General features: G+C 69.8%; 19 protein-coding genes. 10 read left to right on the forward strand and 9 right to left on the reverse strand.

The features are described 5' to 3' along the window. The first annotated feature begins 15 nt into the window (after positions 1–15). From FBY21_RS07115 to FBY21_RS07130, 4 genes are all read left to right on the forward strand, one after another. On the forward strand, positions 16–657 hold the full coding sequence (locus FBY21_RS07115; RefSeq protein WP_044404070.1) for a response regulator: 642 nt from the start codon (positions 16–18) through the stop codon (positions 655–657). Continuing rightward, a complete protein-coding gene (locus FBY21_RS07120; RefSeq protein WP_142009824.1) occupies positions 651–4,202 on the forward strand; it encodes an ATP-binding protein in 3,552 nt (1,183 codons plus the stop codon). The genes FBY21_RS07115 and FBY21_RS07120 overlap by 7 nt, the downstream gene beginning before the upstream one ends. A 106-nt stretch (positions 4,203–4,308) precedes the next feature. Continuing rightward, positions 4,309–5,946: a hypothetical protein gene (locus FBY21_RS07125; RefSeq protein ID WP_142009827.1), complete on the forward strand. Its 1,638-nt coding sequence runs from the start codon at positions 4,309–4,311 to the stop codon at positions 5,944–5,946. 102 nt (positions 5,947–6,048) lie between these two features. After that, positions 6,049–6,324, forward strand: a complete 276-nt coding sequence (locus FBY21_RS07130; RefSeq protein ID WP_044404075.1) for a hypothetical protein — start codon at positions 6,049–6,051, stop codon at positions 6,322–6,324. A 3-nt stretch (positions 6,325–6,327) separates the two neighbouring features. Here FBY21_RS07130 and FBY21_RS07135 read toward each other — a convergent pair whose 3' ends face one another. From FBY21_RS07135 to FBY21_RS07145, 3 genes are all read right to left on the reverse strand, one after another. Further along, positions 6,328–6,615, reverse strand: a complete 288-nt coding sequence (locus tag FBY21_RS07135) for a hypothetical protein (protein ID WP_044404077.1) — start codon at positions 6,613–6,615, stop codon at positions 6,328–6,330. 100 nt (positions 6,616–6,715) lie between these two features. Further along, entirely contained in the window at positions 6,716–9,076 is a 2,361-nt protein-coding gene (locus tag FBY21_RS07140) for a DNA polymerase II (RefSeq protein ID WP_142016318.1), read from the reverse strand. A 57-nt stretch (positions 9,077–9,133) separates the two neighbouring features. After that, entirely contained in the window at positions 9,134–9,388 is a 255-nt protein-coding gene (locus FBY21_RS07145) for a hypothetical protein (protein ID WP_142009829.1), read from the reverse strand. A 306-nt stretch (positions 9,389–9,694) separates the two neighbouring features. Here FBY21_RS07145 and ppnN point away from each other — a divergent pair, with 306 nt between their 5' ends. Next, positions 9,695–11,077, forward strand: a complete 1,383-nt coding sequence (gene ppnN, locus FBY21_RS07150; protein WP_044404085.1) for a nucleotide 5'-monophosphate nucleosidase PpnN — start codon at positions 9,695–9,697, stop codon at positions 11,075–11,077. A 187-nt stretch (positions 11,078–11,264) separates the two neighbouring features. Beyond that, positions 11,265–12,461, forward strand: a complete 1,197-nt coding sequence (locus FBY21_RS07155; RefSeq protein WP_142009832.1) for a sugar transporter — start codon at positions 11,265–11,267, stop codon at positions 12,459–12,461. Here the strand turns inward: FBY21_RS07155 and FBY21_RS07160 are convergent. The 3 genes from FBY21_RS07160 to FBY21_RS07170 form a co-directional block, all read right to left on the reverse strand. Beyond that, a complete protein-coding gene (locus FBY21_RS07160) occupies positions 12,458–13,240 on the reverse strand; it encodes an APH(3') family aminoglycoside O-phosphotransferase (protein WP_142009834.1) in 783 nt (260 codons plus the stop codon). The genes FBY21_RS07155 and FBY21_RS07160 overlap by 4 nt on opposite strands. Positions 13,241–13,351: 111 nt before the next feature. After that, on the reverse strand, positions 13,352–14,707 hold the full coding sequence (gene chrA, locus FBY21_RS07165) for a chromate efflux transporter (RefSeq protein ID WP_142009837.1): 1,356 nt from the start codon (positions 14,705–14,707) through the stop codon (positions 13,352–13,354). A 50-nt stretch (positions 14,708–14,757) separates the two neighbouring features. Further along, a complete protein-coding gene (locus FBY21_RS07170; protein ID WP_044404095.1) occupies positions 14,758–15,159 on the reverse strand; it encodes a hypothetical protein in 402 nt (133 codons plus the stop codon). Between the two features lie 207 nt (positions 15,160–15,366). Between FBY21_RS07170 and FBY21_RS07175 the strand changes: the two genes are divergently transcribed. Continuing rightward, positions 15,367–15,588: a hypothetical protein gene (locus FBY21_RS07175; RefSeq protein ID WP_044404098.1), complete on the forward strand. Its 222-nt coding sequence runs from the start codon at positions 15,367–15,369 to the stop codon at positions 15,586–15,588. Between the two features lie 33 nt (positions 15,589–15,621). Here FBY21_RS07175 and fusA read toward each other — a convergent pair whose 3' ends face one another. Next, on the reverse strand, positions 15,622–17,724 hold the full coding sequence (gene fusA / locus FBY21_RS07180) for an elongation factor G (protein ID WP_044404101.1): 2,103 nt from the start codon (positions 17,722–17,724) through the stop codon (positions 15,622–15,624). Positions 17,725–17,966: 242 nt separating this feature from the next. Between fusA and FBY21_RS07185 the strand changes: the two genes are divergently transcribed. The 3 genes from FBY21_RS07185 to FBY21_RS07195 all read left to right on the forward strand — a co-directional run bounded on the left by FBY21_RS07185 (position 17,967) and on the right by FBY21_RS07195 (position 20,351). Continuing rightward, positions 17,967–18,614 carry a DsbA family oxidoreductase gene (locus FBY21_RS07185; RefSeq protein ID WP_142009839.1) on the forward strand — a complete coding sequence of 216 codons (648 nt, stop codon included), beginning with the start codon at positions 17,967–17,969 and terminating at the stop codon, positions 18,612–18,614. 81 nt (positions 18,615–18,695) lie between these two features. Beyond that, positions 18,696–19,328 carry a TetR/AcrR family transcriptional regulator gene (locus FBY21_RS07190; RefSeq protein ID WP_074971042.1) on the forward strand — a complete coding sequence of 211 codons (633 nt, stop codon included), beginning with the start codon at positions 18,696–18,698 and terminating at the stop codon, positions 19,326–19,328. 39 nt (positions 19,329–19,367) lie between these two features. Then, positions 19,368–20,351 carry an MDR family oxidoreductase gene (locus FBY21_RS07195; RefSeq protein ID WP_142009842.1) on the forward strand — a complete coding sequence of 328 codons (984 nt, stop codon included), beginning with the start codon at positions 19,368–19,370 and terminating at the stop codon, positions 20,349–20,351. A 314-nt stretch (positions 20,352–20,665) separates the two neighbouring features. Here the strand turns inward: FBY21_RS07195 and FBY21_RS07200 are convergent, their stop codons facing one another. Further along, entirely contained in the window at positions 20,666–20,893 is a 228-nt protein-coding gene (locus FBY21_RS07200; protein WP_044404113.1) for a hypothetical protein, read from the reverse strand. 574 nt (positions 20,894–21,467) lie between these two features. Next, a complete protein-coding gene (locus FBY21_RS07205) occupies positions 21,468–22,481 on the reverse strand; it encodes an AraC family transcriptional regulator (protein ID WP_222119518.1) in 1,014 nt (337 codons plus the stop codon). Positions 22,482–22,599: the final 118 nt, after the last annotated feature.

Raw genomic sequence — 22,599 nt, forward strand, 5'->3', positions numbered from 1 at the left:
GAGCCGAGGCCATGCATGACTCTGAGAACCGTCATAGTCGATGACCACCCGATCACCCTGATCGGCCTGCGCGCCCTTCTGGCCGACGAACCCGACCTCGCCATCGTTGGCGAGGCCCATGACGTCGACGGCCTCTACCAACTCCTGGACCGGCAGGCCTGCGACCTGCTGATCACCGACCTGATGATGCCGGACAGCCGCCAGGCCGACGGCCTGCGCCTGGTGCAACACCTGCGCAACCGCTATCCGCAGATGGCCATCATCGTCGTCACCATGCTCGGCAACGCGGCCCTGGCCAGTTCCCTGCTGCGCCTGGGCATCCAGGGCCTGGTGAGCAAGCGCGGCCTGCTGGCCGACCTGCCCCGCGCGCTGCGCGCCAGCCTGCGCCGCCCGTTCCTTTCCGAGTCCATCCGCCGCCAGTTGGGCGAAAGCGAAGCCGAGCACGGCAAGCCCCTGGCCAGCGCCGAAGAGCTTTCCCCGCGTGAGGCGGAAGTGCTGCGCCTGTACGGCAGCGGCATGGCCATCGGCGAGATCGCCCTGCACCTGAACCGCAGCAAGCAGACCATCAGCGCGCAGAAGAGCAGCGCCATGCGCAAGCTGGGCATCGACACCAACGCCGGGCTGTTCCACTACATCCAGGAAGCCGGGCTGTGCTGAAGCGGCGCGCGCTGGCGCTGCTCGCCCTGCTGGCGTTGCTGGCAGGCCCGGGTTGGCACGCCCCCGCCGGCGCCACGCCACCGCTGGACCTGGCCCAGCTCGCCGAACTGGGCGCCGGCCTGCCCGAGCACCCGGTGCGCGTGGCAGTGGTGCGGCCCATCAGCCAGTGGCCGCAATACCCCGGCAGCGCCATGCTGCGCGGCATCACCCACGACTACCTGGCGCGGGTCGGCGCCTTCGTCGGGCGCAGCATCGAGGAAGTCCCCTTTCCCAGCGTCGAGGCGGCCATCCAGGGCCTCAAGGCCGGCGAAGTCGACCTGCTGACCCGGGTCACCGGCTACGAACGGCGCGAACCCGGGCTGGCCTACAGCAGCCCCTACCTGGACGACACCCCGATCATCGTCGGCCGCCGCGATGACCCCTGCCTGCCGCCGGACCTGGCCGACAAGCGCGTGCTGGTGCTGGCCCAGTACCTGGACCCCGAGCAGGTGCGCAACGCCTACCCCGCCGCCCACCTGGAGATGGTGCGCAGCACCGCCGAGGGCTTCGACCGGGTGCTCAGCGGCGAAGCCGATGCCTTCATCGGCGACAAGCTGCGGGTGGACCACCACATGCGCGCCCGGCCTGGTGCAGCCCTGCAGAACAAGTTCGCTGCCAACCTCTCCAGCGGCGGCTTCAGCTTCGCCAGCCGTGCCGACGACACCCGCCTGCTGACCCTGGTGGACTACGTGCTCGGCACCCTCGACGAACACCAGCGCGAAATCATCCTCGCCCACTGGACCGCAGCGCCGCGCCTGTTCTCGCCCACCGGCGCCTTCGCCCTCGACAGCGCCCAGGAACGCTGGCTGGACCAGCAGCCCCGCCTGCGCCTGATCCTCGCCGAGGCGCCGCCCTACTTCTTCCGCGACGCCCGGGGCAAATGGTCGGGCCTGGGGCTGGAGCTGCTGAAGCAGCTCGGCGACACCTACCAGCTCAAGCTGGAACTGCTCGACAGCGAAGGCGCAGCCCGCGACCGCCAGCGCCTGGCGCGGGGCGAGGCCGACCTGGCCAGCACCCTCGACGGCAGCGCCAGCCCCGGCGTGTTCTACACCGAGCCCTTCGGCGCCCGCGGCTGGGCCTTCGTGGTCCGCCAGGACGCCAGCTCCCCCAGCTCCCTGGAGGCCATGACCGGCCGCCGCCTGGCCCTGCCCCGGCACCACCCGCTGATCGACTACCTGGAGAAGCGCTACCCCGCCATCACCCTGGTGCGCACCGAGAACGCGCCCCAGGCTATGGAGCGGGTGCGCCTGGGCGAGGTGGACGCCAGCCTGGACAACCTCGGCGGCAGCCCCAGCCACCTGCAGTGGCTGGAACGCCAGGGCCTACGCCTGGGCCAGCGCGTCGAGGCCGCATCGCCGGCGCAGATGCTGGCGGTCAGCGGCCAGGTGCCGGAGCTGCGCGGCATCCTCGACAAGCTGCTCGGCTCACTGGCCCAGAGCGGCGAATTCGGTGATGGCATCAAGTTGCTCGCTGCCCCCGCCAACGGCTGGCTGGAACGCCTGCCGGAAGACTTCTGGCACCTGTCGATCCTGGCCCTGGTGGTGGTGGCCCTGTCACTGCTGTGGAACTGGCGCCTACGCCGGGAGATCCGCCAGCGCCGCGAGGCACAGGAGCAGCTCAGCGACCAGCTGGCCTTCCAGTTCTCCCTGCTCAACGGCCTGCCGACACCGCTCTACGTGCGGGACCTGCAGGGCCGGCTGAGCACCTGCAACCGCGCCTACGAGCAGTTCTTCGGCTGCGACCTGGAGCAGCTGCGCGGCACCACCGTGCGCCAGCAGGGCATCGCCCCGGCGAGCCTGGCCCAGGCCATGGAGGCCGAATACCAGTTGCTGCAACAGAACCGCCAGCCGCGCTTCTTCGACGGTCGCATCGAGATCGACGGCCGCGAGCACGACCTCTACCAGTGGGTGGTGCCCTTCTACAGCGCCGGCGGCCAGTTGCAGGGCCTGCTCGGCGGCTGGATCGACATCAGCGACCGCAAGGCCCTGGAGACCGAGCTGCGCGAGGCCCGCCGCGACGCGCTGCAGGCCAGCGCCGCCAAGGGGCGCTTCCTCGCCACCATGAGCCACGAACTGCGCACCCCGCTCAACGCCCTGGTGGGCCTGCTGGAGCTGGAGGCCCGCGCCCAGGCCGCCCCCTCCGAGAACCTGCGCATCGCCCAGCAATCGGCTACCTCGATGATCGCCCTGATCGGCAACATCCTCGACCTGGACCGCATCGAGAACGGCCGCATGCAGCTGGCCCTCGAACCCGTGGCGCCGCTGCCGCTGCTGCGTGGCGCGCTCGACCTGTTCGGCGCCCAGGCGCGCAGCAAGGGCCTGGAGCTGGAGCTGGACTGCAAGCTGCCGGCCGACCGCCGTTACCGGCTCGACCCGCTGCGCCTGCGCCAGGTGCTGTTCAACCTGCTGGGCAATGCGGTGAAGTTCACCGCCCATGGCCGGGTGCGCCTGGTGGCCCGGGTCGAGGACACCGCGCCGGGCCAGTCGCGCCTGGTGCTGATGGTCAGCGACACCGGCATCGGCATTCCCCGCCACATGCAGGACCGCATCCTTGAGCCCTACCAGCAGGGCGGCGCACAGACCGCCCGCCACTACGGCGGCTCCGGGCTGGGGCTGAGCATCTGCCACCACCTGGTGGGCCTGATGGGCGGCCGCCTGTGGCTGGAAAGCGAACCCGGCCAGGGCTGCGAAGTGGGCGTGGAGCTGCCCGCCGCCTGGGAAGCCGCTGCCGAGCCGCTGGAGGCCCCTGTGGTGGAGGCCACCGGCGCCACCCGCGTGCTGCGCGCCCTGGTGGTGGACGACCTGTCGATCAACGGGCTGGTGCTGGTGCAACAGCTGGAAGCCCTGGGCCACCAGGCGCGCTTCGTCGGCGACGGCGACAGCGCCCTGGCAGCCCTGGAGGAAGAAGCCTTCGACCTGCTGATCACCGACTGCAACATGCCCGACATGGACGGCTACGCCCTGACCGGCGCGGTGCGCGACCGCGAAGCCGAGGGCCAGCGCCCCCGGCTGCGCATCGTCGGCTACACCGCCAGCGCCCTGGCCGACGAGGCCCAGCGCTGCCACGAGGCCGGCATGGACGACCTGATGGTCAAGCCGGTGACCCTCGGCCGCCTGGCCGAAGCCCTGGCCTGCCAGGCCCAGGCCGAACCCGACGGCGAGGCCCCGGCAGAACAGCCGGGCGCGCTGTTCGACCTCGGTCATCTGGAAGGCATCCGCGGTGCCGACCCGACCCTGCTGGCGACCCTGATGGAGGAACTGCAACGCAACCTGGGGGACGAACTGGAACGCCTGGGCCAGGTCCCCGACGGCACCAGCACCGAGCGCTACGTGGCGCAGACCGCCCACCGCCTCGGCGGGCTGGCCTGCACCATCGATTCGCCGGCCCTGATGAAGGCCTGCGAGGGCCTGCGCCGTGCCGAGGACGAGCACCGGCCAGCGGCCCTGGACGCCCTGCGCGGGGTGCTGCAGGCCTTGCTGGAGCAGGTTCGCCAGCGCACCGCCTGACGCTCGTCGGCCGGGTTGCGGACTGCGTCGGGCTCCCGGCACGTGGCGATTGCCCGCGCCGGGGGCTTCAGGTAAGAGGAGTGGTTTGCCGCCACGCCCCTTCCCGATGAAAAACTGGATCGCCTCCTTCTTCCGCATCGTCCGCGACGACAAGGGCCAGACCCAGGGCTACCCCATCCCCTGGGACCCGGCCCGGCCCAGCCTGTACAGCGTCCTCCAGCCCTATGCCGAGGCCGCCGAAGGCCTGCCCGCCGGCGGCCTCGAACTGCCCGACGAAGACGCCGGGGACGGCGATGGGCTGAGCTGGGCACCCGGCGCGCTGGACGGCGTGCTCGGCCACCACGCCGCCGGCGATGACCTGCAGGCCGCCCAGGCCATCCATGACCTGCTACTGGCCACCCTCGACGACCCGACCCCGAACCTGCCCCGGCTCTACCAGCAGGTGGCCGATGGCAGCGTGCTGGCCTTCATCGACCCGCTCATCGAACGCCTGCTGGCCCGCCCCGGCCTGCCCCGCGCACGGCTGCACGCGCTGGCCCTGTGGCTGGCACGCAGCAGCCCGGATCGCGGCGCCGTGAAGTTCGCGCTGGCCCTGCTCGGCGCACTGGACAGCGGCAGCCAGCGGGCGCTGTTCCTCACCTTCGGCCTGCACGAGGAGTTCACCCTGTACGCCGCCGTGGCCCTGGGCTGCAGCCTGGCGCCACCGGAACGCGAACGTGCCTGGTGGAGCCTGGCGCGCAAGGTCCATGGCTGGGGGCGCATCCACCTGGTGGAACGCCTGGCCGTGGCCCCCTCGCCCGAGGTGCAGGACTGGCTGCTGCGCGAGGGCTACCGCAACGCGGTGATGGTGGAATACCTCGCCTACCCCTGTGCGGTGGGTGGCAACCTGCTGGCGGCGCTCAGCGGCCAGGACGTCGACGACGGCCTGCTGGATGCCGCCAACGAACTGGTGGGTGCCCTGCTGGCAGGCGGCCCGGCGCGGGACATTCATGACTACGCCGACGGCGCCGAAGTGGTCCTGCTGCTGCTCGACCACCTGGCCCGCCGCCCGCCACGGGCCCTGGCCCACCTGATCGTTGCCGCCCAGGTCGCCGACTTCATCGAGAGCCCCCATACCGACTGGAACGCGCTGCATGAGCACGGCTGGAGCGAGGCGCTGCGCGACGAGATCCTCCGGCGGGCACGGGAGCTGTGCCAGCCGGAACGCTGGGAGGCCCTGGTGAACCGAGGCCTGGACGCAGCCGATGACATGCGCTTCCACGAGGCGGCCCAGGCCGCCGGCCTCCTTGGCATCGACTGCTGGGAACGCTGGCTGACCCGCCAGCGCGAAGGCCGCTCCAGCGCCTGGTACCACCTGATGCAGAGCGACGACCCGGCCCGCATCGCCCAGGTGCTGGACCTGGCCCGCGAACGCCTGGACCTGGCGGCCATCGCCAGCGGGCCGGGCACGGCCCTGGGGCTGGGCCTGGCGTACCAGGCCCACGGCGACCTGGACTTCATCATCCAGCGCCTGGGCGCCTTTCCCGGCCAGGGCTGGGACCTGCTGGACACGGCCCTGGCCAGCCCCGTGGTGCGCAACCGCAACATGGCGCTCAATGCACTGGAAGCCTGGAACCGTGAAGACTGGCCGGCGGAGGCGGTGCAACGCCTGCGCCGCGCCCACGACCTGGAACCGGTGGAGGACCTGAAGCGGCGCCTGGGCGAGCTGTTGCAACCCCAGCTGGTGGAGCGCCCCGCGCCCTGACGGCGCCCTGTCATCAGGGCGCCAGCATTGCGCGACCACGGCGTTCTGATACGGTTCCCGCCTTTGGTCAGGGCGCGGCCCGTTGTATGGAACTGCGAACGGATGGAATGGCTGGTGACCTACCGCTACCGGGATGAAACCCGGTACATGCGCATGAACACGCGAGGCCTGCCGAACATCAAGGCCATCGCCTTCTCGATACTTTCCCTGGAACAACCCGGCCTACCCGCACCTTCCCGCCCGATCGACCGCATCGAAGGGTGGCTGGAGGAACTGGGCTACGTCATCACCGACATCCGCCTGCTGCGGCAGCGCCCGGGGCAGGCGCCGGTCGGGCCCTACAGCGAACTGCTCAGCCTCCGGCGCAACGAGGAGTGAGGCTCAACCCAGCTGGGAGGGGTCGATCATGTCGCATTCGAAGGTGAGCCAGCCGCCTTCGGCGTTGGCTTCACCGCCGGCGATGGGGCCGTAGTAGGTCAGCCCGTTGCCCAGGGTGATGCAGACGTGGGTGGGCTCGTCGGGGGCGTCCAGCTGGCCGTTGAAGTGAACGCGCATCAGCCCGGGGGAAATGGACTCCAGGCCGATGTCGACGCCGGTGTTGTCCACCGCCTCGGTTTCGCGGCCCCGGTGTTCCGCGCTGACGGTCAGGGTGACGGTTTCCTGGTACATGCTCTGGCTCCTTGAGTGCAAATGCCCGCCAGAGTACGCGAGGCCCGTAAGCGCCGCCATAGGCGGCTTGCACGGGTCGCGAGGTGCGTCCCGTTTGCCCTCAGAACAGCTCCAGCTGGCCGTCCAGCAGCTTGTCGAAGTCCCCGCCGACGAAGGGCAGGATGGCGTCCGCCACCGGCTTGAGCTGGCGGCTGACGTAGTGCTCGTAGTCGATGGGCGTGCGCCGGGCCTCCAGCGGCTCGGGTCCGGCGAGGGCGATCACGTAGCTGATCCAGCCGCCGCTCTGGTACTGCCGGGGACGCCCCAGGGCCTGGTTGTGCTCGTCCGCCAGGCGCGCGGCGCGCACATGGGGTGGGACGTTGCGCTGGTAGTCGGAGAGCCGGCGGCGCAGTCGCTTGCGGTACACCAGCAGGTCGTCCAGTTCGCCGGCGAGGGTGCGCTGCACGTAGTCGCGCACCCAGGCCTGCCAGGGCTCGCCACGGAACACCCGCAGGTACAGCTCCTGCTGGAAGCGCTGGGCCAGGGGGGACCAGTCGGTACGCACCGTCTCCAGGCCCTTGAACACCATGTCCTCGCGGCCATCACGGCGCACAAGGCCGGCGTAGCGCTTCTTGCTGCCCTCCTCCGCGCCCCGGATGCGCGGCATGAGGAAGCGCTGGTAGTGGGTTTCGAACTGCAGCTCCAGGGCGCTGGTGAGCCCGAACTCGCGGGCCAGGTGCTCGCGCCACCACTGGTTCACCCCGGCCACCAGGGCCCTGCCGATGGCCACCGCCTCGGCCTCCTCATGGGCACGGCCGAGCCAGACGAAGGTGGAGTCGGTGTCGCCGTAGATCACCTGGTGCCCCTGGGCTTCGATCAGCTCGCGGGTGCGGCGCATGATCGCGTGGCCACGCAGGGTGATGGACGAGGCCAGGCGGGTGTCGAAGAAGCGGCAGCCGCTGGAGCCAAGCACGCCGTAGAAAGCGTTCATGATGATCTTCAGCGCCTGGGACAGCGGCGCGTTGCCCTCGCGCTTGGCCGCCTCGCGCCCCTGCCAGACGCGCTCGACGATGGCCGGCAGGCAATGCTGGGTGCGGGAGAAGCGGGCGCCGCGAAAGCCCTCCACGGAGGCTTCGTCACGGGGGTCGTGCAGCCCTTCCACCAGACCGATCGGATCGATCAGGAAGGTGCGGATGATCGAGGGATAGAGGCTCTTGTAGTCCAGCACCAGCACCGAGTCGTAGAGGCCCGGGCGGGAGTCCATGACGAAGCCGCCGGGGCTGGCCTCGGGCTGCTTCTCCCCCAGGTTCGGCGCGACGAAGCCCTGACGGTGCATGGGCGGCAGGTACAGGTGGGTGAAGGCCGCCACCGAGCCGCCGCTGCGGTCGGCCGGCAGGCCGGTGACGCTGGCCCGCTCCAGCAGGAAGTCCAGCAGCCGGGTGTGCTCGAAGATGCGTGTGACCAGCTCGCAGTCCTTGAGGTTGTAGCGGGCCAGGGCCGGCTTGTCCTCGGCGAACATGCGGTTGATCTCGGCCATGCGGTGGTAGGGGTCGTCGATGGCCTTGCCCTCCCCCAGCAGCTCCTGGGCGACGTTCTCCAGGCTGAAGGAGGCGAAGTTCCAGGTGGCCGAGCGCAGGGCCTCGATGCCGTCGATGATCAACCGCCCGGCGGCGTCGGCGAAGTAGTGGTTGCTGCGGGTGCCGTGCTCGCGCCAGCCCATGACGTCGCCGCCGCGCCCAAGGCGCAGCGGCACCTTGAGCCGGCGCGCGTGGTCGTTGAGCACGCGCAGGTCGAACTGCACCAGGTTCCAGCCGATGATGGCGTCCGGGTCGTGCTCGGCCAGCCAGCGGTTGAGGCACTCCAGCAGCTCGGCGCGGCTGTCGCACCAGGCGAGGTCGAAGTCCACACCACTGGCGTCGCCGTTGGGCGGGCCGAGCATGTACACCTGGCGCTGCCCGCAGCCTTCGAGGGCGATGGAGTACAGCTCGCCGTACTCGGTGGTCTCGATGTCCAGGGACACCAGGCGCAGGCGCGGGCGGTAGTCGGGGGCAGGCTTGAGCTGGGCGTCCAGCAGCAGGCCCTGGCCGTCGTCGCGGCCGCCGAACAGCACCGGGGCGGTGATGAAGCGCTCCATCAGGTAGCGCTCCGGCGGACGGATGTCGGCTTCGTAGACGTCGACGCCGGCGTGGCGCAGGGCCTTGTCCAGGGCGATCAGCTGGCGGTGCTGGGTGCAGTAGAGGCCCAGTACCGGGCGCCGATGGAAGTCACGCAGGGCCAGGGGGCGCAGCTCGACGCCCCGCTCCTCGCGCAGCAGGGCTTCGGCGGCGGGGCGCTGCTCGGCGGGGATGAAGGCCACCGACACCTGGGGCGCCACGCGCACGCGGCGCGGGCCGGCGTCGGTGGCCAGCCAGAACTCCACTTCGGTGCCGGACGGCGTGTCGCGCCAGTGTCGGGTCAGCACGAACCCCTGTTGCAGCTCCACCATCCACCCTCGTTGCGATCAGGGCGGTGATTCTACAGGGCCGGGACCGGCTTGCCTTCAGGCGAGGCGAAAGGCCAGGTGGCTGCGGGCGGCAGCGGCGAATTCCTCGGCCAGGCCGAGGCTGAGGCGCTTGATGAGCCCGGCCGAGGCCAGCTGGCTGGCCGCCAGGCCGGGGACGGTTAGCACGTCGTGGCGGCTGCGGTGGGTGAACTGCAGGGTGAAGGCGCCGTCCTCCTGGCGGGTCACGTCGCAGGCGTGGTCGGGCAGGTAGAGCTCGAACAGCCGCGCGATGTCGTCGGGCGTGAGGGTCATGGGGAAGCGTCCGCAAGGGTCGGAGGAATGACGCCAGAATAATCGCAGCGCAGCGGCTGTCCACTGTCGCGCAGGCAGCACGGACGGGCGGTGCGACCGTGCATCGGCCTTCATCGCCCTGCAACCAAAGCCTGTCCAGGCTTGTCACAGGGGATGCCCGTTGCGCGGGCACCGCACAGGATGCGTAGAATCCCCTCCCGGCCCGTCCTCGCCCGGCAGCGAGCAGCGGCCGACTGCGCCAGCGCAGGAAAGCGCCCGGCGACTTTCACCCCCGGATGCCCTCGCATCCCAGCCATGGAATCTGAAATGCCGCAAAGACACGTGATCAATGCCTCGGTGAGCCCCAAGGGCAGCCTCGAGACCCTCTCCCAACGTGAAGTGCAACAGCTGAGCCAGGCCGGCTCCGGCAGCGTCTACACCCTCTTCCGCCAGTGCGCCCTGGCCATCCTCAATACCGGCGCCCACATCGACAACGCCAAGACCATCCTCGATGCCTACAAGGACTTCGAGGTGCGCATCCACCAGCAGGACCGGGGCGTGCGCCTGGAACTGCTGAACGCCCCGGCCGACGCCTTCGTCGACGGCGAGATGATCGCCAGCACCCGCGAGATGCTGTTCAGCGCCCTGCGCGACATCGTCTATGCCGCCAGCGAGCTGGACAGCCTGCGCATCGATGTGGAGAGCTCCCAGGGCATCACCGACTACGTCTTCCACCTGCTGCGCAACGCCCGCACCCTGCGCCCGGGCGTGGAGCCGCGCATCGTCGTGTGCTGGGGCGGCCACTCCATCAGCACCGAGGAATACAAGTACACCAAGCGCGTCGGCCACGAGCTGGGCCTGCGCAACCTGGACATCTGCACCGGCTGCGGCCCCGGCGTGATGAAGGGCCCGATGAAGGGCGCCACCATCGGCCACGCCAAGCAGCGGGTGGTCGGCGGTCGCTACCTGGGCCTGACCGAGCCGGGCATCATCGCCGCCGAGGCGCCGAACCCCATCGTCAACGAGCTGGTGATCCTGCCGGACATCGAGAAGCGCCTGGAGGCCTTCGTCCGTGTCGGCCACGGCATCATCATCTTCCCCGGTGGCGTGGGCACGGCGGAGGAGTTCCTCTACCTGCTGGGCATCCTCATGCACCCGGACAACCGCGAGCTGCCCTTCCCGGTGGTGCTCACCGGGCCGAAGAGCGCCGCCGCCTACCTGGAGCAGCTGCACGCCTTCGTCGGCGCCACCCTCGGGGCCGAGGCCCAGGCGCGCTACCGCATCATCATCAACGACCCTGCCGAGGTGGCCCGCACCCTCTCGGCCGGGCTGAAGGAGGTGAAGCAGTTCCGCCGCGAGCGCAACGATGCCTTCCACTTCAACTGGCTGCTGAAGATCGACGAGCGCTACCAGCACCCGTTCGACCCCACCCACGCCAACATGGCAGCGCTGGACCTGAGCCGCGACCTGCCGCCCCACGAGCTGGCCGCCAACCTGCGGCGCGCGTTTTCCGGCATCGTCGCCGGCAACGTCAAGGCCACCGGCATCCGCCTGATCGAGGAGCACGGCCCGTACGAGATCCACGGCGACCCCGCGATCATGGACCCGCTGGACCGGCTGCTGCAGGCCTTCGTCGAGCAGCACCGCATGAAGCTGCCCGGCGGTGCCGCCTACGAGCCGTGCTACCGCGTGGTGCCGCGCCACGCCTGACCGACGACGCCCGCCCGGAGTGCAGTGCCCGGGCGGGCGGCGTAGAATCCGCCACGCGTCGTATCCCCCTCCATACCTACAACAAGCCCGCCGCTCCCCTCCCTGGCCATCCGCACCGGGTGGCGAAGCCGTCGCCGGGTCCTGCCGCCGGGGTGCGTGAACCCACCTGAACGAGACGACCCCACCGATGGACACCCCTTCCGAGGACGCCCGCCAGGGCAGCTGGCTGGCCGTGATGGCCCTGGCGCTGGCCGCCTTCATCTTCAACACCACCGAGTTCGTGCCCGTGGGGCTGCTCAGCGACATCGGCCACAGCTTCGACATGAGCCCCGACCAGGTGGGCCTGATGCTCACCGTCTACGCCTGGGTGGTGTCCCTGGCCTCGCTGCCGATGATGCTGGTGACCCGCAACATCGAGCGGCGCCGCCTGCTGGTGGGGGTGTTCCTGCTGTTCGCCGCCAGCCACGTGGCCTCGGGCCTGGCCACCAGCTTCGCCACGCTGATGGCCAGCCGCATCGGCATCGCCCTGGCCCATGCGGTGTTCTGGTCCATCACGGCGTCTTTGGCGGTGCGCGTGGCCCCGCCGGGGCGACAGGCCAAGGCGCTGGGGCTGCTGGCCACCGGCACCATCCTGGCGATGGTGCTGGGCATCCCCCTGGGGCGGGTGCTGGGCGAGGCCATGGGCTGGCGCACCACCTTCCTCGCCATCGCCGGGCTGTCGCTGCTGACCCTGGCCTTCCTGGCACGCACGCTGCCGCGCCTGCCGAGCCAGAACTCCGGTTCCCTGCGCAGCCTGCCGGTGCTGCTCAAGCGCCCGGCGCTGCTGGCGCTCTATGCGCTGACGGTGATCGTGATCACCGCGCAGTTCACCGCCTACACCTACATCGAGCCCTTCAGCCGCCAGGTGGCCGGGCTGGAGGGGCGCATGACCACCCTGCTCCTGCTGCTGTTCGGCGGCGCGGGGCTGTTCGGTTCGGTGCTGTTCAGCCGCTACAGCGAGGGCCGCCCACGGGCCTTCCTGCTGGCCTCCACCCTGCTGCTGGCGGTGTGCCTGTTCCTGCTGCTGCCGCTGGCTTCGAGCGGGCTCGCCCTGGCCGGCCTGAGCCTGTTCTGGGGGATGGCGATCCTGGCCTTCAGCCTGTCCCAGCAGTCGGCGGTGCTGCGCCAGGCCCACGACGCCACGGACGTGGCCATGGCGCTGTTCTCCGGCCTCTACAACGTCGGCATCGGCGGCGGTGCGCTGCTGGGCAGCCTGGTCAGCCGCCATGTCGGGCTGGCCCAGGTGGGGGTGGTGGGCGGCAGCCTGGCGCTTGCCGGCCTGGCCCTGGCGGCGTTCGCCTGCTGGCGCTACGCCGCGCAACTGGGGCCGCGGGCGGGCGTCTAGAAGAGTTCGTCGAGCTGCTGGAAGTAACGCCGCCGCTCCGGCTGGTCCGGGTAGGGCAGCTCCGCCAGCAGGCGGTCGGCGAAGGCCGGGGAGATTTCCTCGCTCAGGTTGCGGTGGGCGAAGGCGATGTCCATCCAGGGGTCGGCCACGCCGCCGCGCCCCAGGTCGATGAAGTACAGGCGGTCGCGCTTGTCGATGAACAGGTTGCTGTCCCCCAGGTCGCCATGGGCGAATACCCGGCCCTCGTCGGGCAGGCCCTTGTGCAGCAGCGCCAGCAGGTCACCGGTGGTTTCCAGGCCGGGCCACTGGGTGAGGTCGACGTCGTCGGCCAGCAGCCGGTTGGCCAACAGGTGGTCCAGCTCCCGCAGGCGCTCAGCGATGCCGGCGCGCAGCGGGCAGCCGTCCACGGGTACGCCCTGCAGTTGCCGCAGCGCTTCCTGGAAGGCCGCCAGCACGCGCTCGTGCTGGCCGTCATCCACCAGGTCGTACAGGGGCACGCCGGGCACGGCGCGGGTGATCATGCAGGCGTGCTCCTCGCCCTCCTCCACCAGCACCAGTTCCGGCACCGGCAGGCGCCCGGTCAGCCAGTCGAGCACGGCGGCCTCGCGCACCACGCTGTAGGTGGTGGGGGCGTAGATGGCCGGTGACAGCTTGAGGAAGAAGCGCTCGCCGCGCTGCTCGAAGGCGTAGACGGGACAGGGCGATTCCCCCACTTCGTCACGTTCGAGGGGGGCGTCGCCAATGAAGCGGAGGGCCTGGGGCGGGAGGGGCAGGTTCATGTCGGAGTCCTTTGCCGAGCCAATGGGAGCAAGCCGGGCTTGCGAAACGGCAGCGAGCCTACTGCCGGGCTCGCTGTCGGAAAAGCTACAGATGGCCGCAGCCTGGGCGGATCAGATCCCCGCCCACTGCAGCAACAGCCCGAGCCCGCCGGCGCAGGCGAGCACTTCGATCACCCCGCGCCGCCAGCGCAGCAGCGCCAGGGCGGCGAGCCCGGCCAGCACGGCCGAGGCCCAGTCGAAGTGCCCGTCGAAGCCCGAGGGCCAGAACACGTGATAGCCGAAGAACAGCGCGAGGTCGAGGATCACCCCCACCAGGGCCGCGCTGATGGCCGTCAGCGGCGCGGTGAAGCGCAGCTCGCCATGGGTGGACTCCACCAGCGGTCCGCCGGCGAGGATGAACAGGAACGACGGCAGGAAGGTGAACCAGGTGACCAGCACGGCGGCGCCGGCGCCGGCGAGGAAGGCCTGCTCGGGGCCGAACACCTGCTGCGCATAGCCGCCGATGAAGGCGACGAAGGCCACCACCATGATCAGCGGGCCCGGCGTGCTCTCGCCGAGGGCCAGGCCGTCGATCATCTGGGTGGCGCTGACCCAGCCGTAGTGTTCGACCGCGCCCTGGAACACATAGGGCAGCACCGCGTAGGCGCCGCCGAACGTCAGCAGCGCAGCCTTGGTGAAGAACCAGCCCATCTGGGTGAAGGTGCCTTCGGGACCGAAGGCCGCCAGCAGCAGCCCCATGGGCAGCGCCCACAACACCCCGCCCACCAGCAGCAGGACCGCCAGCCGACGCGGGTTGAAACGCGCGTGGGGCGGTGGAGGCGTGTCGTCGTCGATCAGGGCCGGCCCATGGTGGGCCACGCTGCCGGCGTGACCGCCCGGCTGGAAGCGTGAGGGCGCCAGGCGCCCGCCGATCCAGCCGACCAGGCCGGCGCCCAGCACCACCAGGGGGAACGGCGCATCCAGGGCGAACACGGCGAGGAAGGCGACCACGGCCAGCAGCTTGAGGCCCGGGTCATGCAGGGTGCGCGAGCCGATGCGCCAGGCAGCGTGCAGCACCAGCGCGGTGACGGCCGGTTTGATGCCCCGGAACACCCCGGCCACCAGGGGCTGCTCGCCATACACCAGGTAGGCCCAGGCCAGGCCGATCAGCAGCACCAGGGAAGGCAGCACGAACAGCACGCCTGCCAGCACGCCGCCCAGGGTACGGTGCATCAGCCAGCCCAGGTAGGTGGCCAGCTGCTGGGCCTCCGGCCCGGGCAGGACCATGCAGTAGTTGAGGGCATGCAGGAAGCGCCGCTCGGAGAGCCAGCGCCGCCGCTCCACCAGCTCCTGGTGCATGATCGCGATCTGCCCGGCCGGCCCGCCGAAGCTGATGAAGCCGAGCCGCAGCCAGAACGGCAACGCCTCGCGCAGGCTGACGGCGGCGGGTGCGACGGGGGTCAGGGGCTCGGCAGAGGTGTCGGGCATGGTGCGGCTCGGCGGGTCTATGGGGGCAGTCTGCACGTCGGACATGACGCTCAGGCGTCACGCAGCAGGTCGTGGGCGTCCAACAGGCGCCAGGCGATCTCGGGGCGCTGCTCCAGGGCCCGGCGAATGGCCGCCGGCACGGACTGGCGCACCTTGCGGCACAGGCCCGGCATGGGCTCCAGGCGGATGTCGAGGCCACGCATGCTGCGCACCTCGTTGTGGCCCGGGCCCAGGTGCAGGCGTACGCCCAGCAGGTCGAACAGGCGCTGCTGCATGTGGTGGAGGTCGTCCAGGTCCCGCAGCTGCTCCAGGCGCTCCAGCAGGCGCTTCTCTTCCATGCGGGTGAGGCGCAGGGCACGCAGGTCGGCGCCCGGCGTTTCCAGCAGGCGGTCACGGTCGCAGTCACAGGTGCCCGGTGGGCAGGGGGCGCGCAGGGGGAAGGCGTCGTTCATGGGGCAGCAGCATAGCCAGCAGCCGGGCTTCCGCGCCACGCCGTCATGCAGGTTGCCCGGCCTTCGCAGGCGGCATCGTGCAGGCTGCACGAAACCTGGTGCTGCGTGCCTGCGGCAAGGCCGACCGCACGGGCGTTGCCGCCCGTCGGGACGCTGGCACGGGCCCTGCATTGGCGGTCAGGTCCAAACACACCACGAGGAAGGACCATGTTCACCGCCATCAAGGACATCTACGACGCCTTTCCCGACCACAGCGTGGCCGTCACTCCGCGCCCCGACGGCAAGTGGCTGCTGTCGATGTGCCGCAACGACCGGCTGGAGCTGACCCGCGCCTTCGACGGCGAGGCGGTGTTCTGCAAGCGCCGCATGCACGCGCTGATCCGCGACGTGGCGCTGGAGATGGCCAGCCTCGCCCGCCGCTCCGCCTGACACAGCGGGCCCGCTGGGGCCCGCCGGATCGGCTCAGGCATGCCCCTTGATGATGGCATCGGCGATGTTGGCCGGCGCCTCGGCATAGCGGGAGAACTCCATGGAGTAGCTGGCCCGCCCCTGGGACATGGAACGCACCACGGTGGCGTAGCCGAACATCTCGCCCAGCGGCACCTCGGCGCGGATCACCCGTCCCGCCGGCACTTCGTCCATGCCCTGGATGAGGCCGCGCCGGCGGTTGAGGTCGCCCATGATGTCGCCCATGTAATCCTCGGGGGTGACCACCTCGACCTTCATGATCGGCTCCAGCAGCACCGCGCCGCCGTGCTGCGCCAGCTGCTTGGTGGCCATGGAGGCGGCGATCTTGAACGCCATCTCGTTGGAGTCGACGTCGTGGTAGGAGCCGTCGAACACGGTGGCCTTGAGGCCGAGCAGCGGGTAGCCGGCCAGCACGCCGTTCTTCATCTGCTCCTCGATGCCCTTCTGGATGGCGGGGATGTATTCGCGGGGGATCACGCCGCCCACCACTTCGTTGTGGAATTCGAGGGTGTCCTTGCCCTCCTCGCCCGGCTCGAAGCGCACCCAGCAATGGCCGAACTGGCCGCGCCCGCCGGACTGGCGGACGAACTTGCCTTCGATCTCGCAGCGGTTGCGGATCTTCTCGCGGTAGGCGACCTGGGGCTTGCCGATGTTGGCCTCGACGTTGAACTCGCGCTTCATGCGGTCGATGAGGATGTCCAGGTGCAGCTCGCCCATGCCGGAGATGATGGTCTGCCCCGACTCCTCGTCCGAGCGCACGCGGAAGGACGGGTCCTCCTGGGCCAGCTTGCCGAGGGCGATGCCCATCTTCTCCTGGTCGGCCTTGGTCTTGGGCTCGACTGCCACCGAGATCACCGGCTCGGGGAAGTCCATGCGTTCGAGGATGATCGGCTTGTCGATGTCGCACAGGGTGTCGCCGGTGGTGACGTCCTTCATGCCGATCAGCGCGGCGATGTCACCGGCCCGGCACTCCTTGATCTCTTCGCGGGTGTTGGCGTGCATCTGCACCATGCGGCCGACCCGCTCCTTCTTGCCCTTGACCGAGTTGAGCACCGAGTCGCCGGAGCTGAGCACGCCGGAGTAGACGCGGGTGAAGGTCAGGGTGCCGACGAAGGGGTCGGTGGCGATCTTGAAAGCCAGGGCGGAGAACGGTTCGTCGTCGGTGGCGTGGCGCTCGTCGTGGCGGTTCTCGTCGTCCGGGTGGGTGCCCTTGATGGCCGGGATCTCGGTGGGCGCCGGCAGGTAGTCGATGACCGCATCGAGCACCAGCGGCACGCCCTTGTTCTTGAAGGAGGAGCCCAGCACGGCGGGGACGATCTCGCAGGCGATGGTGCGCTGGCGCAGGCCGGCCTTGATCTCCTCCAGGCTCAGGGCTTCGCCTTCGAGGTACTTGTTCATCAACGTCTCGTTGGCTTCGGCGGCGGCTTCCACCAGCTTCTCCCGCCAGGACTCGGCCTCGGCGAGCAGGGCCTCGGGGATCGCCTCCTCGCGGAAGCTGGTGCCCTGGTCGGCGTCGTTCCAGTAGATGGCCTTCATCTTCAGCAGGTCGATCTGGCCCTCGAAGTTCTCCTCGGCGCCGATGGGCAGCTGGATGGGCACCGGGGTGTGGCCGAGGCGCTGGCGGATCTGCCCGACCACCCAGAGGAAGTTGGCGCCGGCGCGGTCCATCTTGTTGACGTAGGCGATGCGCGGCACGCCGTACTTGTTGGCCTGGCGCCACACCGTCTCGGACTGCGGCTCGACGCCGTCGGCGCCGCTGAACACCACCACGGCGCCGTCCAGCACCCGCAGGGAGCGCTCCACTTCGATGGTGAAGTCGACGTGGCCGGGGGTGTCGATGATGTTGAAGCGGTGCTTGTCGTACTGCTTGGCCGAACCGGACCAGAAGGCGGTGGTGGCGGCCGAGGTGATGGTGATGCCGCGCTCCTGCTCCTGCACCATCCAGTCCATGGTGGCGGCGCCGTCGTGCACCTCGCCCATCTTGTGGTTGACCCCGGTGTAGAACAGGATCCGCTCGGTGGTGGTGGTCTTGCCGGCATCCACATGGGCCACGATGCCGATGTTGCGGTAACGGTCGATGGATGTGGCGCGGGCCATGGCTCACCTCGTGATGGTCGGGATGGGTTCGGGACGGGAACGGCACGGCCGCTCGGGGACGCGAGCGGCGAAGCAGCCGGGATGGATTAGCAAGCATGGTTGAAGATGCCGCCGACGCAAGCCGCCAAGCGGCACCCGCCCGCTGTTTTTTTACTGCCTGCCGATGACAGCCGTGCGATACGTCGCGGTACGGGCTTTCGAGGCATAGACTGGGCGCCTTTCATCCTTCACGGAGCATGCCCATGAGCAAGGCCATCCACATCGACTTCGTATCCGACGTGGTCTGCCCCTGGTGCGCGGTGGGGCTGGGCGCGCTGCAGCAGGCCATCGCCAACCTCGGCGACGAGGTGGCGGTCACGCTCGCCTTCAAGCCCTTCGAGCTGAACCCCGACATGCCGCCGGAAGGCCAGGACATCGTCGAGCACATCCAGCAGAAGTACGGCAGCACGCCGGAGCAGGTGGCGGCCAACCGCGAGCACATCCGCCAGCGCGGCGCCGAGGTGGGCTTCCGCTTCGACATGCAGGCGCGCGGGCGCATCTACAACACCTTCGACGCCCACCGCCTGCTGCACTGGGCCGGGCTGGAAGGCCGCCAGCTGGCGCTCAAGCAGGGCCTGCTGGCCGCCTACTTCAGCGAGGGGCGCAACCCCAGCGACCGCGCGGTGCTGGTGGACGTGGCCGCAGCCGCCGGGCTGGACGCCGAGGCGGCGCGCGAGGTGCTGGAGTCCGGCCGCTTCGCCGAGGAGGTGCGCGAGGAGGAACACTTCTACACGAGCCATGGCATCCGCTCGGTGCCGTCGGTGATCCTCAACGGCCGCCACCTGATCAGCGGTGGCCAGCCGGCGGCGTATTTCGAGCAGGCGATCCGCCAGCTCGTCGCTGCCGGATAAGGGGCGCGGCGCGAGGCGGGTACGAGCGATGCGACGCACCCGCCATTGATTTTCTAGACAGTCGGTCTAATATCCCCCGCCATGACCGATTCCACACCCACGCCCCGTCGCGGCCGACCACCCAAGGTCAATCGCGACAACCCCGACACCCGCGACGCCCTGGTGCGTTGCGGCACCGAAATCCTCACCGAGCAGGGCTTCCTCAGCACCGGCATCGATGCGGTGCTGAGCCGCGTCGGCGTGCCCAAGGGCTCGTTCTACCACTACTTCCAGAGCAAGGAAGACTTCGGCCACGCGGTGCTAGCGAACTATGCCGACTACTTCGCGCGCAAGCTGGACCGCTGCCTGCTGGACGCGTCGCGCCCGCCGCTGGCGCGCATCGCCGCCTTCGTCGAGGACGCCAAGGCCGGCATGCAACGCTTCGATTACCGCCGGGGCTGCCTGGTGGGCAACCTGGGCCAGGAGGTGACCCAGCTGCCGGAGGCCTTCCGCGAATCCCTGGAGGCCATCCTGCTCAGCTGGCAGCAGCGCCTGGCGCTGTGCCTGGAGGCCGCCAAGGCCGAAGGCGAGCTGGCTCCGGAGGCGGATTGCGCGCACTGGGCCGCGTTCTTCTGGATCGGCTGGGAAGGCGCCGTGCTGCGCGCCCGGCTGGTGCGCGGCAATGCGCCGCTGGACTGCTTCATCCAAGGATTTCTCGCCGGGCTGCCGCGCTAGCCCGTCCCTTTCCCTAGGTTCCGCACGAGGAGACACCCGATGTTCAAAGGCATCCTGATCGACAAGGACGATACCGGCTACCGCGCCACGCTGGCGGAGCTGGACGAGGCGCAACTGCCTGCGGGCGAGGTCACCGTGAAGGTCGACTACAGCACCCTGAACTACAAGGACGGCCTGGCCATCACCGGCAAAAGCCCGGTGGTGCGCAGCTTCCCCATGGTCGCCGGCATCGACCTGGCCGGCACCGTGGAGGCCAGCGACAGCCCCGCCTTCAAGGCCGGCGACAAGGTGCTGCTCAACGGCTGGGGCGTGGGCGAGACCCACTGGGGCGGCCTGGCTCAGAAGGCGCGCCTCAAGGCCGACTGGCTGATCCCGCTGCCGACCGGCTTCACCCCGCGCCAGGCGATGGCCATCGGCACCGCCGGCTACACCGCGATGCTCTCGGTGCTGGCCCTGGAGCGCAACGGCGTGACCCCTGACAAGGGCCAGGTGCTGGTGACCGGCGCCAACGGCGGCGTCGGCAGCTTCGCCATCGCCCTGCTCGCCCGCCTCGGCTACCAGGTGGCGGCCTCCACCGGCCGACCGCAAGAAGCGGACTACCTCAAGCGCCTGGGCGCCAGCGAGATCATCGATCGCGCCAGCCTCGCCGAACCTGGCCGCCCGCTGGGCAAGGAGCGCTGGGCGGGCGCCATCGACTCGGTCGGCAGCCACACCCTGGCCAACGCCTGCGCCGGCATCCGCTACGGCGGTGCGGTCGCGGCCTGCGGCCTGGCCCAGGGCATGGACTTTCCCGCCAGCGTCGCGCCCTTCATCCTGCGTGGCGTGACCCTGGCCGGCATCGACAGCGTGATGCGCCCGAAGGCCGACCGCATCGAGGCCTGGGAGCGCCTGGCCCGTGACCTGGACCTGGCGCTGCTGGACGCGATCACCCGCGAGATCAGCCTGGAGGAAGCCCTGCCGGTCGCCCGCGAGCTGCTGAACGGCCAAGTACGCGGGCGCGTGGTGGTGGACGTCAACCGCTGAGGGGACGGCGATAAGCGCAGCCGATAGTCACTATTACCTAAGGTGATTTCCCGCCACGGGAGCCGGTGACTATCCTGCCACCCATCGACTCGCCGGCAGCCCTGCTGCCACCCGCCTCTGCTGGTGGCGGTCGCGAACCGATCGTGTATTGCTCCTAGCTCCTCCCATGGCCATCCCCCTTGGCCATCCATGCAGCCCGCCCCCCCGGGCTGCTTTTTTTCGTCTGGCGAAAAGCCCGCCCTGCTTCGTCTCCACGTTTCAACGGCCATGAAAAAGCCCCGCTTGTGCGGGGCTTTGGGTAACGCCGACTCGCCTCAGGCGGTCAGCGCACGCTGGGCGCGGTCGATCACCTGCTGCAGCTGGCTGGAGTCACGGTAGTGCTCCGGGTAGAGGCGCTGGCTGTGGCAGGCAACACCGTACTCGCTGACGATGGTGAAGCTGAAGCCGCCCTTGCGGGACGGGGCGGTGATCTGGCACTGCAGCGGAGCGAATGCGCGGGTCAGGGTGGTGATGGCGTCTTTGGCCTGATGATGAATGGTCATGTTGTTATGTCCTGCATACAAGCGGCATGGCCGCGTAATAAAACTCCGAATCCGCCGCCCAAATGGGCGCAACGGATGATCCTTATCGGAGTGAATGAGTCGGCATTTGGTTCCACCCACGATAGGTGGGCCGACGAAGTACTTCGGGTGCCAGGTTGTAGCCGCGGCAAGGTTCTGGGCCGGCGGCTGTCCTGATCAGACTTCTGGATGGCTGGCCAGGAACGCGGGAACGCCATTGGGCGGGAAGTTGCGTTCAGGTGACCATCGAGGAGACCGGTGCCGTGGTGCGCGGGGACGTCGCGGAGTACAGCTGACCGGACTGACTTACAGCTAGGTACTAGGCGGCGGATCATACGGCATGCTCCGAAGCTTGGCTAGGCCCGGGGGCCCGAGTTTGTTTCCTGATCTTTCCTTTCAACGTTGACGAGGGCCCAAGGATCAAGCCTTTCGCCGTCTGTCGCCATGGGACAGGTCCTAATGGTGGCAGCGTCCTGGCCATGGTCGTCCGCCGCCCGTGACAGATTGATGACGACCGAGTGACGACTCGAATTAAGCGGACGGACGGCCGCCCCGCTCAGCAGGAGGCGTCCCGCTGCGCCGCCAGACGCTGGAGGGTGGCGCTGGGCGGCTCGCCGAAGAGCTTGCGGTACTCGCAGGAGAAACGCCCCAGGTGGGTGAAGCCCCAGGCCATGGCGATGGCCGAGACGTTGCGCGGGCGGTGGTCGTCCAGCAGTGCCTGGCGCACCGCCAGCAGCCGATGGCGCTTGAGAAAGGCCATGGGCGACACCCCGAAGTGCCGGCGGAACCCCTCGAACAGCTTGAAGCGCGATACGCCGGCAGCGCGCTCGATGTCTTCCAGGCAGAGGTTCTCCTGGGCGTGGGTGCGCATGAAGTCCCGCGCCCGGACCAGGTAATGCGGCAGCTGCGGGGCCTGGCGCGCCTGCAGCTCGTCGCTGTAGCTGTTCGGCTGGGCCAGCAGCAGGCCCTTGATGAAGGCGCTCTCCAGGTCCCGGGAGAACAGCCCCTGGCCGTAGAGGGCCGCGCCCCGTGCCAGTTCATCGGTGAGATGGCGGGCCATGCGCCACCAGGCGCCCGTCGCCCCGTCGACTGCGTCCATCTGCGGTTCGAAGTGCAGGGGCTGGACGATGCTGCGCTCCAGCAACGCCTCCAGCACCTCCACCAGCGCCCGTCGCGGGATGGCCACCTGCAGCTTGCGGCAGTTGCCGGCGATGGTCAGCCGCTGGCTCTGGTCGGGCGACAGCACCAGGCCCAGCCCGGGGTCGGAGCGCAGGCGGCGGCCGGCGAGGTCCAGCTCCTGCTCGCCGCCCAGGGGCAGGCTGAGGCTGTAGCAGTCGAGGGTGGCCTCCTCGCCGACACCGATGGTGACGTCGGTGCCGTACTCCACATGACCCAGGGTGATGGCGCTGGTAGGCAGCACGTTGCCACTGTGGTGGAAGCGGATGCGCTCCGGGCGCGCGGCGTCCAGTTGGTGCGGCCCGCAGATGGCCGCCATCCAGGCACGGGCGCCCGCCAGGTCGAAACGATCGGCGAGCAGGCCCCGGCAACGAGGGGATTCGTTCAGGTTCATCACGCGGCACCCATGAGGGTTTATGGAAGCGCGCTCTGGCGGCGCATTGCCAGGATCAAGGCAAGTACCATGCCACGGCCGTCCCACAGGCCGGAATCGAATCTTGGGGACAGGCTTC

The sequence above is a fragment of the Pseudomonas sp. SLBN-26 genome (genome assembly GCF_006715895.1).
In the GTDB taxonomy this organism is placed as follows: domain Bacteria; phylum Pseudomonadota; class Gammaproteobacteria; order Pseudomonadales; family Pseudomonadaceae; genus Metapseudomonas; species Metapseudomonas otitidis.

Bases quoted from the DNA above. Each gene is read 5' to 3' on its own strand.
- FBY21_RS07145 (WP_142009829.1), bottom strand. From the start codon at position 9,388: ATGACCCTCACGCCCGACGACATCGCGCGGCTGTTCGAGCTCTACCTG.
- fusA (WP_044404101.1), bottom strand. From the start codon at position 17,724: ATGGCCCGCGCCACATCCATCGACCGTTACCGCAACATCGGCATCGTG.
- FBY21_RS07185 (WP_142009839.1), top strand. From the start codon at position 17,967: ATGAGCAAGGCCATCCACATCGACTTCGTATCCGACGTGGTCTGCCCC.
- FBY21_RS07170 (WP_044404095.1), bottom strand. From the start codon at position 15,159: ATGAACGACGCCTTCCCCCTGCGCGCCCCCTGCCCACCGGGCACCTGT.
- FBY21_RS07155 (WP_142009832.1), top strand. From the start codon at position 11,265: ATGGACACCCCTTCCGAGGACGCCCGCCAGGGCAGCTGGCTGGCCGTG.
- chrA (WP_142009837.1), bottom strand. From the start codon at position 14,707: ATGCCCGACACCTCTGCCGAGCCCCTGACCCCCGTCGCACCCGCCGCC.
- ppnN (WP_044404085.1), top strand. From the start codon at position 9,695: ATGCCGCAAAGACACGTGATCAATGCCTCGGTGAGCCCCAAGGGCAGC.
- FBY21_RS07130 (WP_044404075.1), top strand. From the start codon at position 6,049: ATGGAATGGCTGGTGACCTACCGCTACCGGGATGAAACCCGGTACATG.
- FBY21_RS07115 (WP_044404070.1), top strand. From the start codon at position 16: ATGACTCTGAGAACCGTCATAGTCGATGACCACCCGATCACCCTGATC.
- FBY21_RS07200 (WP_044404113.1), bottom strand. From the start codon at position 20,893: ATGACCATTCATCATCAGGCCAAAGACGCCATCACCACCCTGACCCGC.
- FBY21_RS07205 (WP_222119518.1), bottom strand. From the start codon at position 22,481: ATGAACCTGAACGAATCCCCTCGTTGCCGGGGCCTGCTCGCCGATCGT.
- FBY21_RS07175 (WP_044404098.1), top strand. From the start codon at position 15,367: ATGTTCACCGCCATCAAGGACATCTACGACGCCTTTCCCGACCACAGC.
- FBY21_RS07195 (WP_142009842.1), top strand. From the start codon at position 19,368: ATGTTCAAAGGCATCCTGATCGACAAGGACGATACCGGCTACCGCGCC.
- FBY21_RS07125 (WP_142009827.1), top strand. From the start codon at position 4,309: ATGAAAAACTGGATCGCCTCCTTCTTCCGCATCGTCCGCGACGACAAG.
- FBY21_RS07160 (WP_142009834.1), bottom strand. From the start codon at position 13,240: ATGAACCTGCCCCTCCCGCCCCAGGCCCTCCGCTTCATTGGCGACGCC.
- FBY21_RS07135 (WP_044404077.1), bottom strand. From the start codon at position 6,615: ATGTACCAGGAAACCGTCACCCTGACCGTCAGCGCGGAACACCGGGGC.
- FBY21_RS07190 (WP_074971042.1), top strand. From the start codon at position 18,696: ATGACCGATTCCACACCCACGCCCCGTCGCGGCCGACCACCCAAGGTC.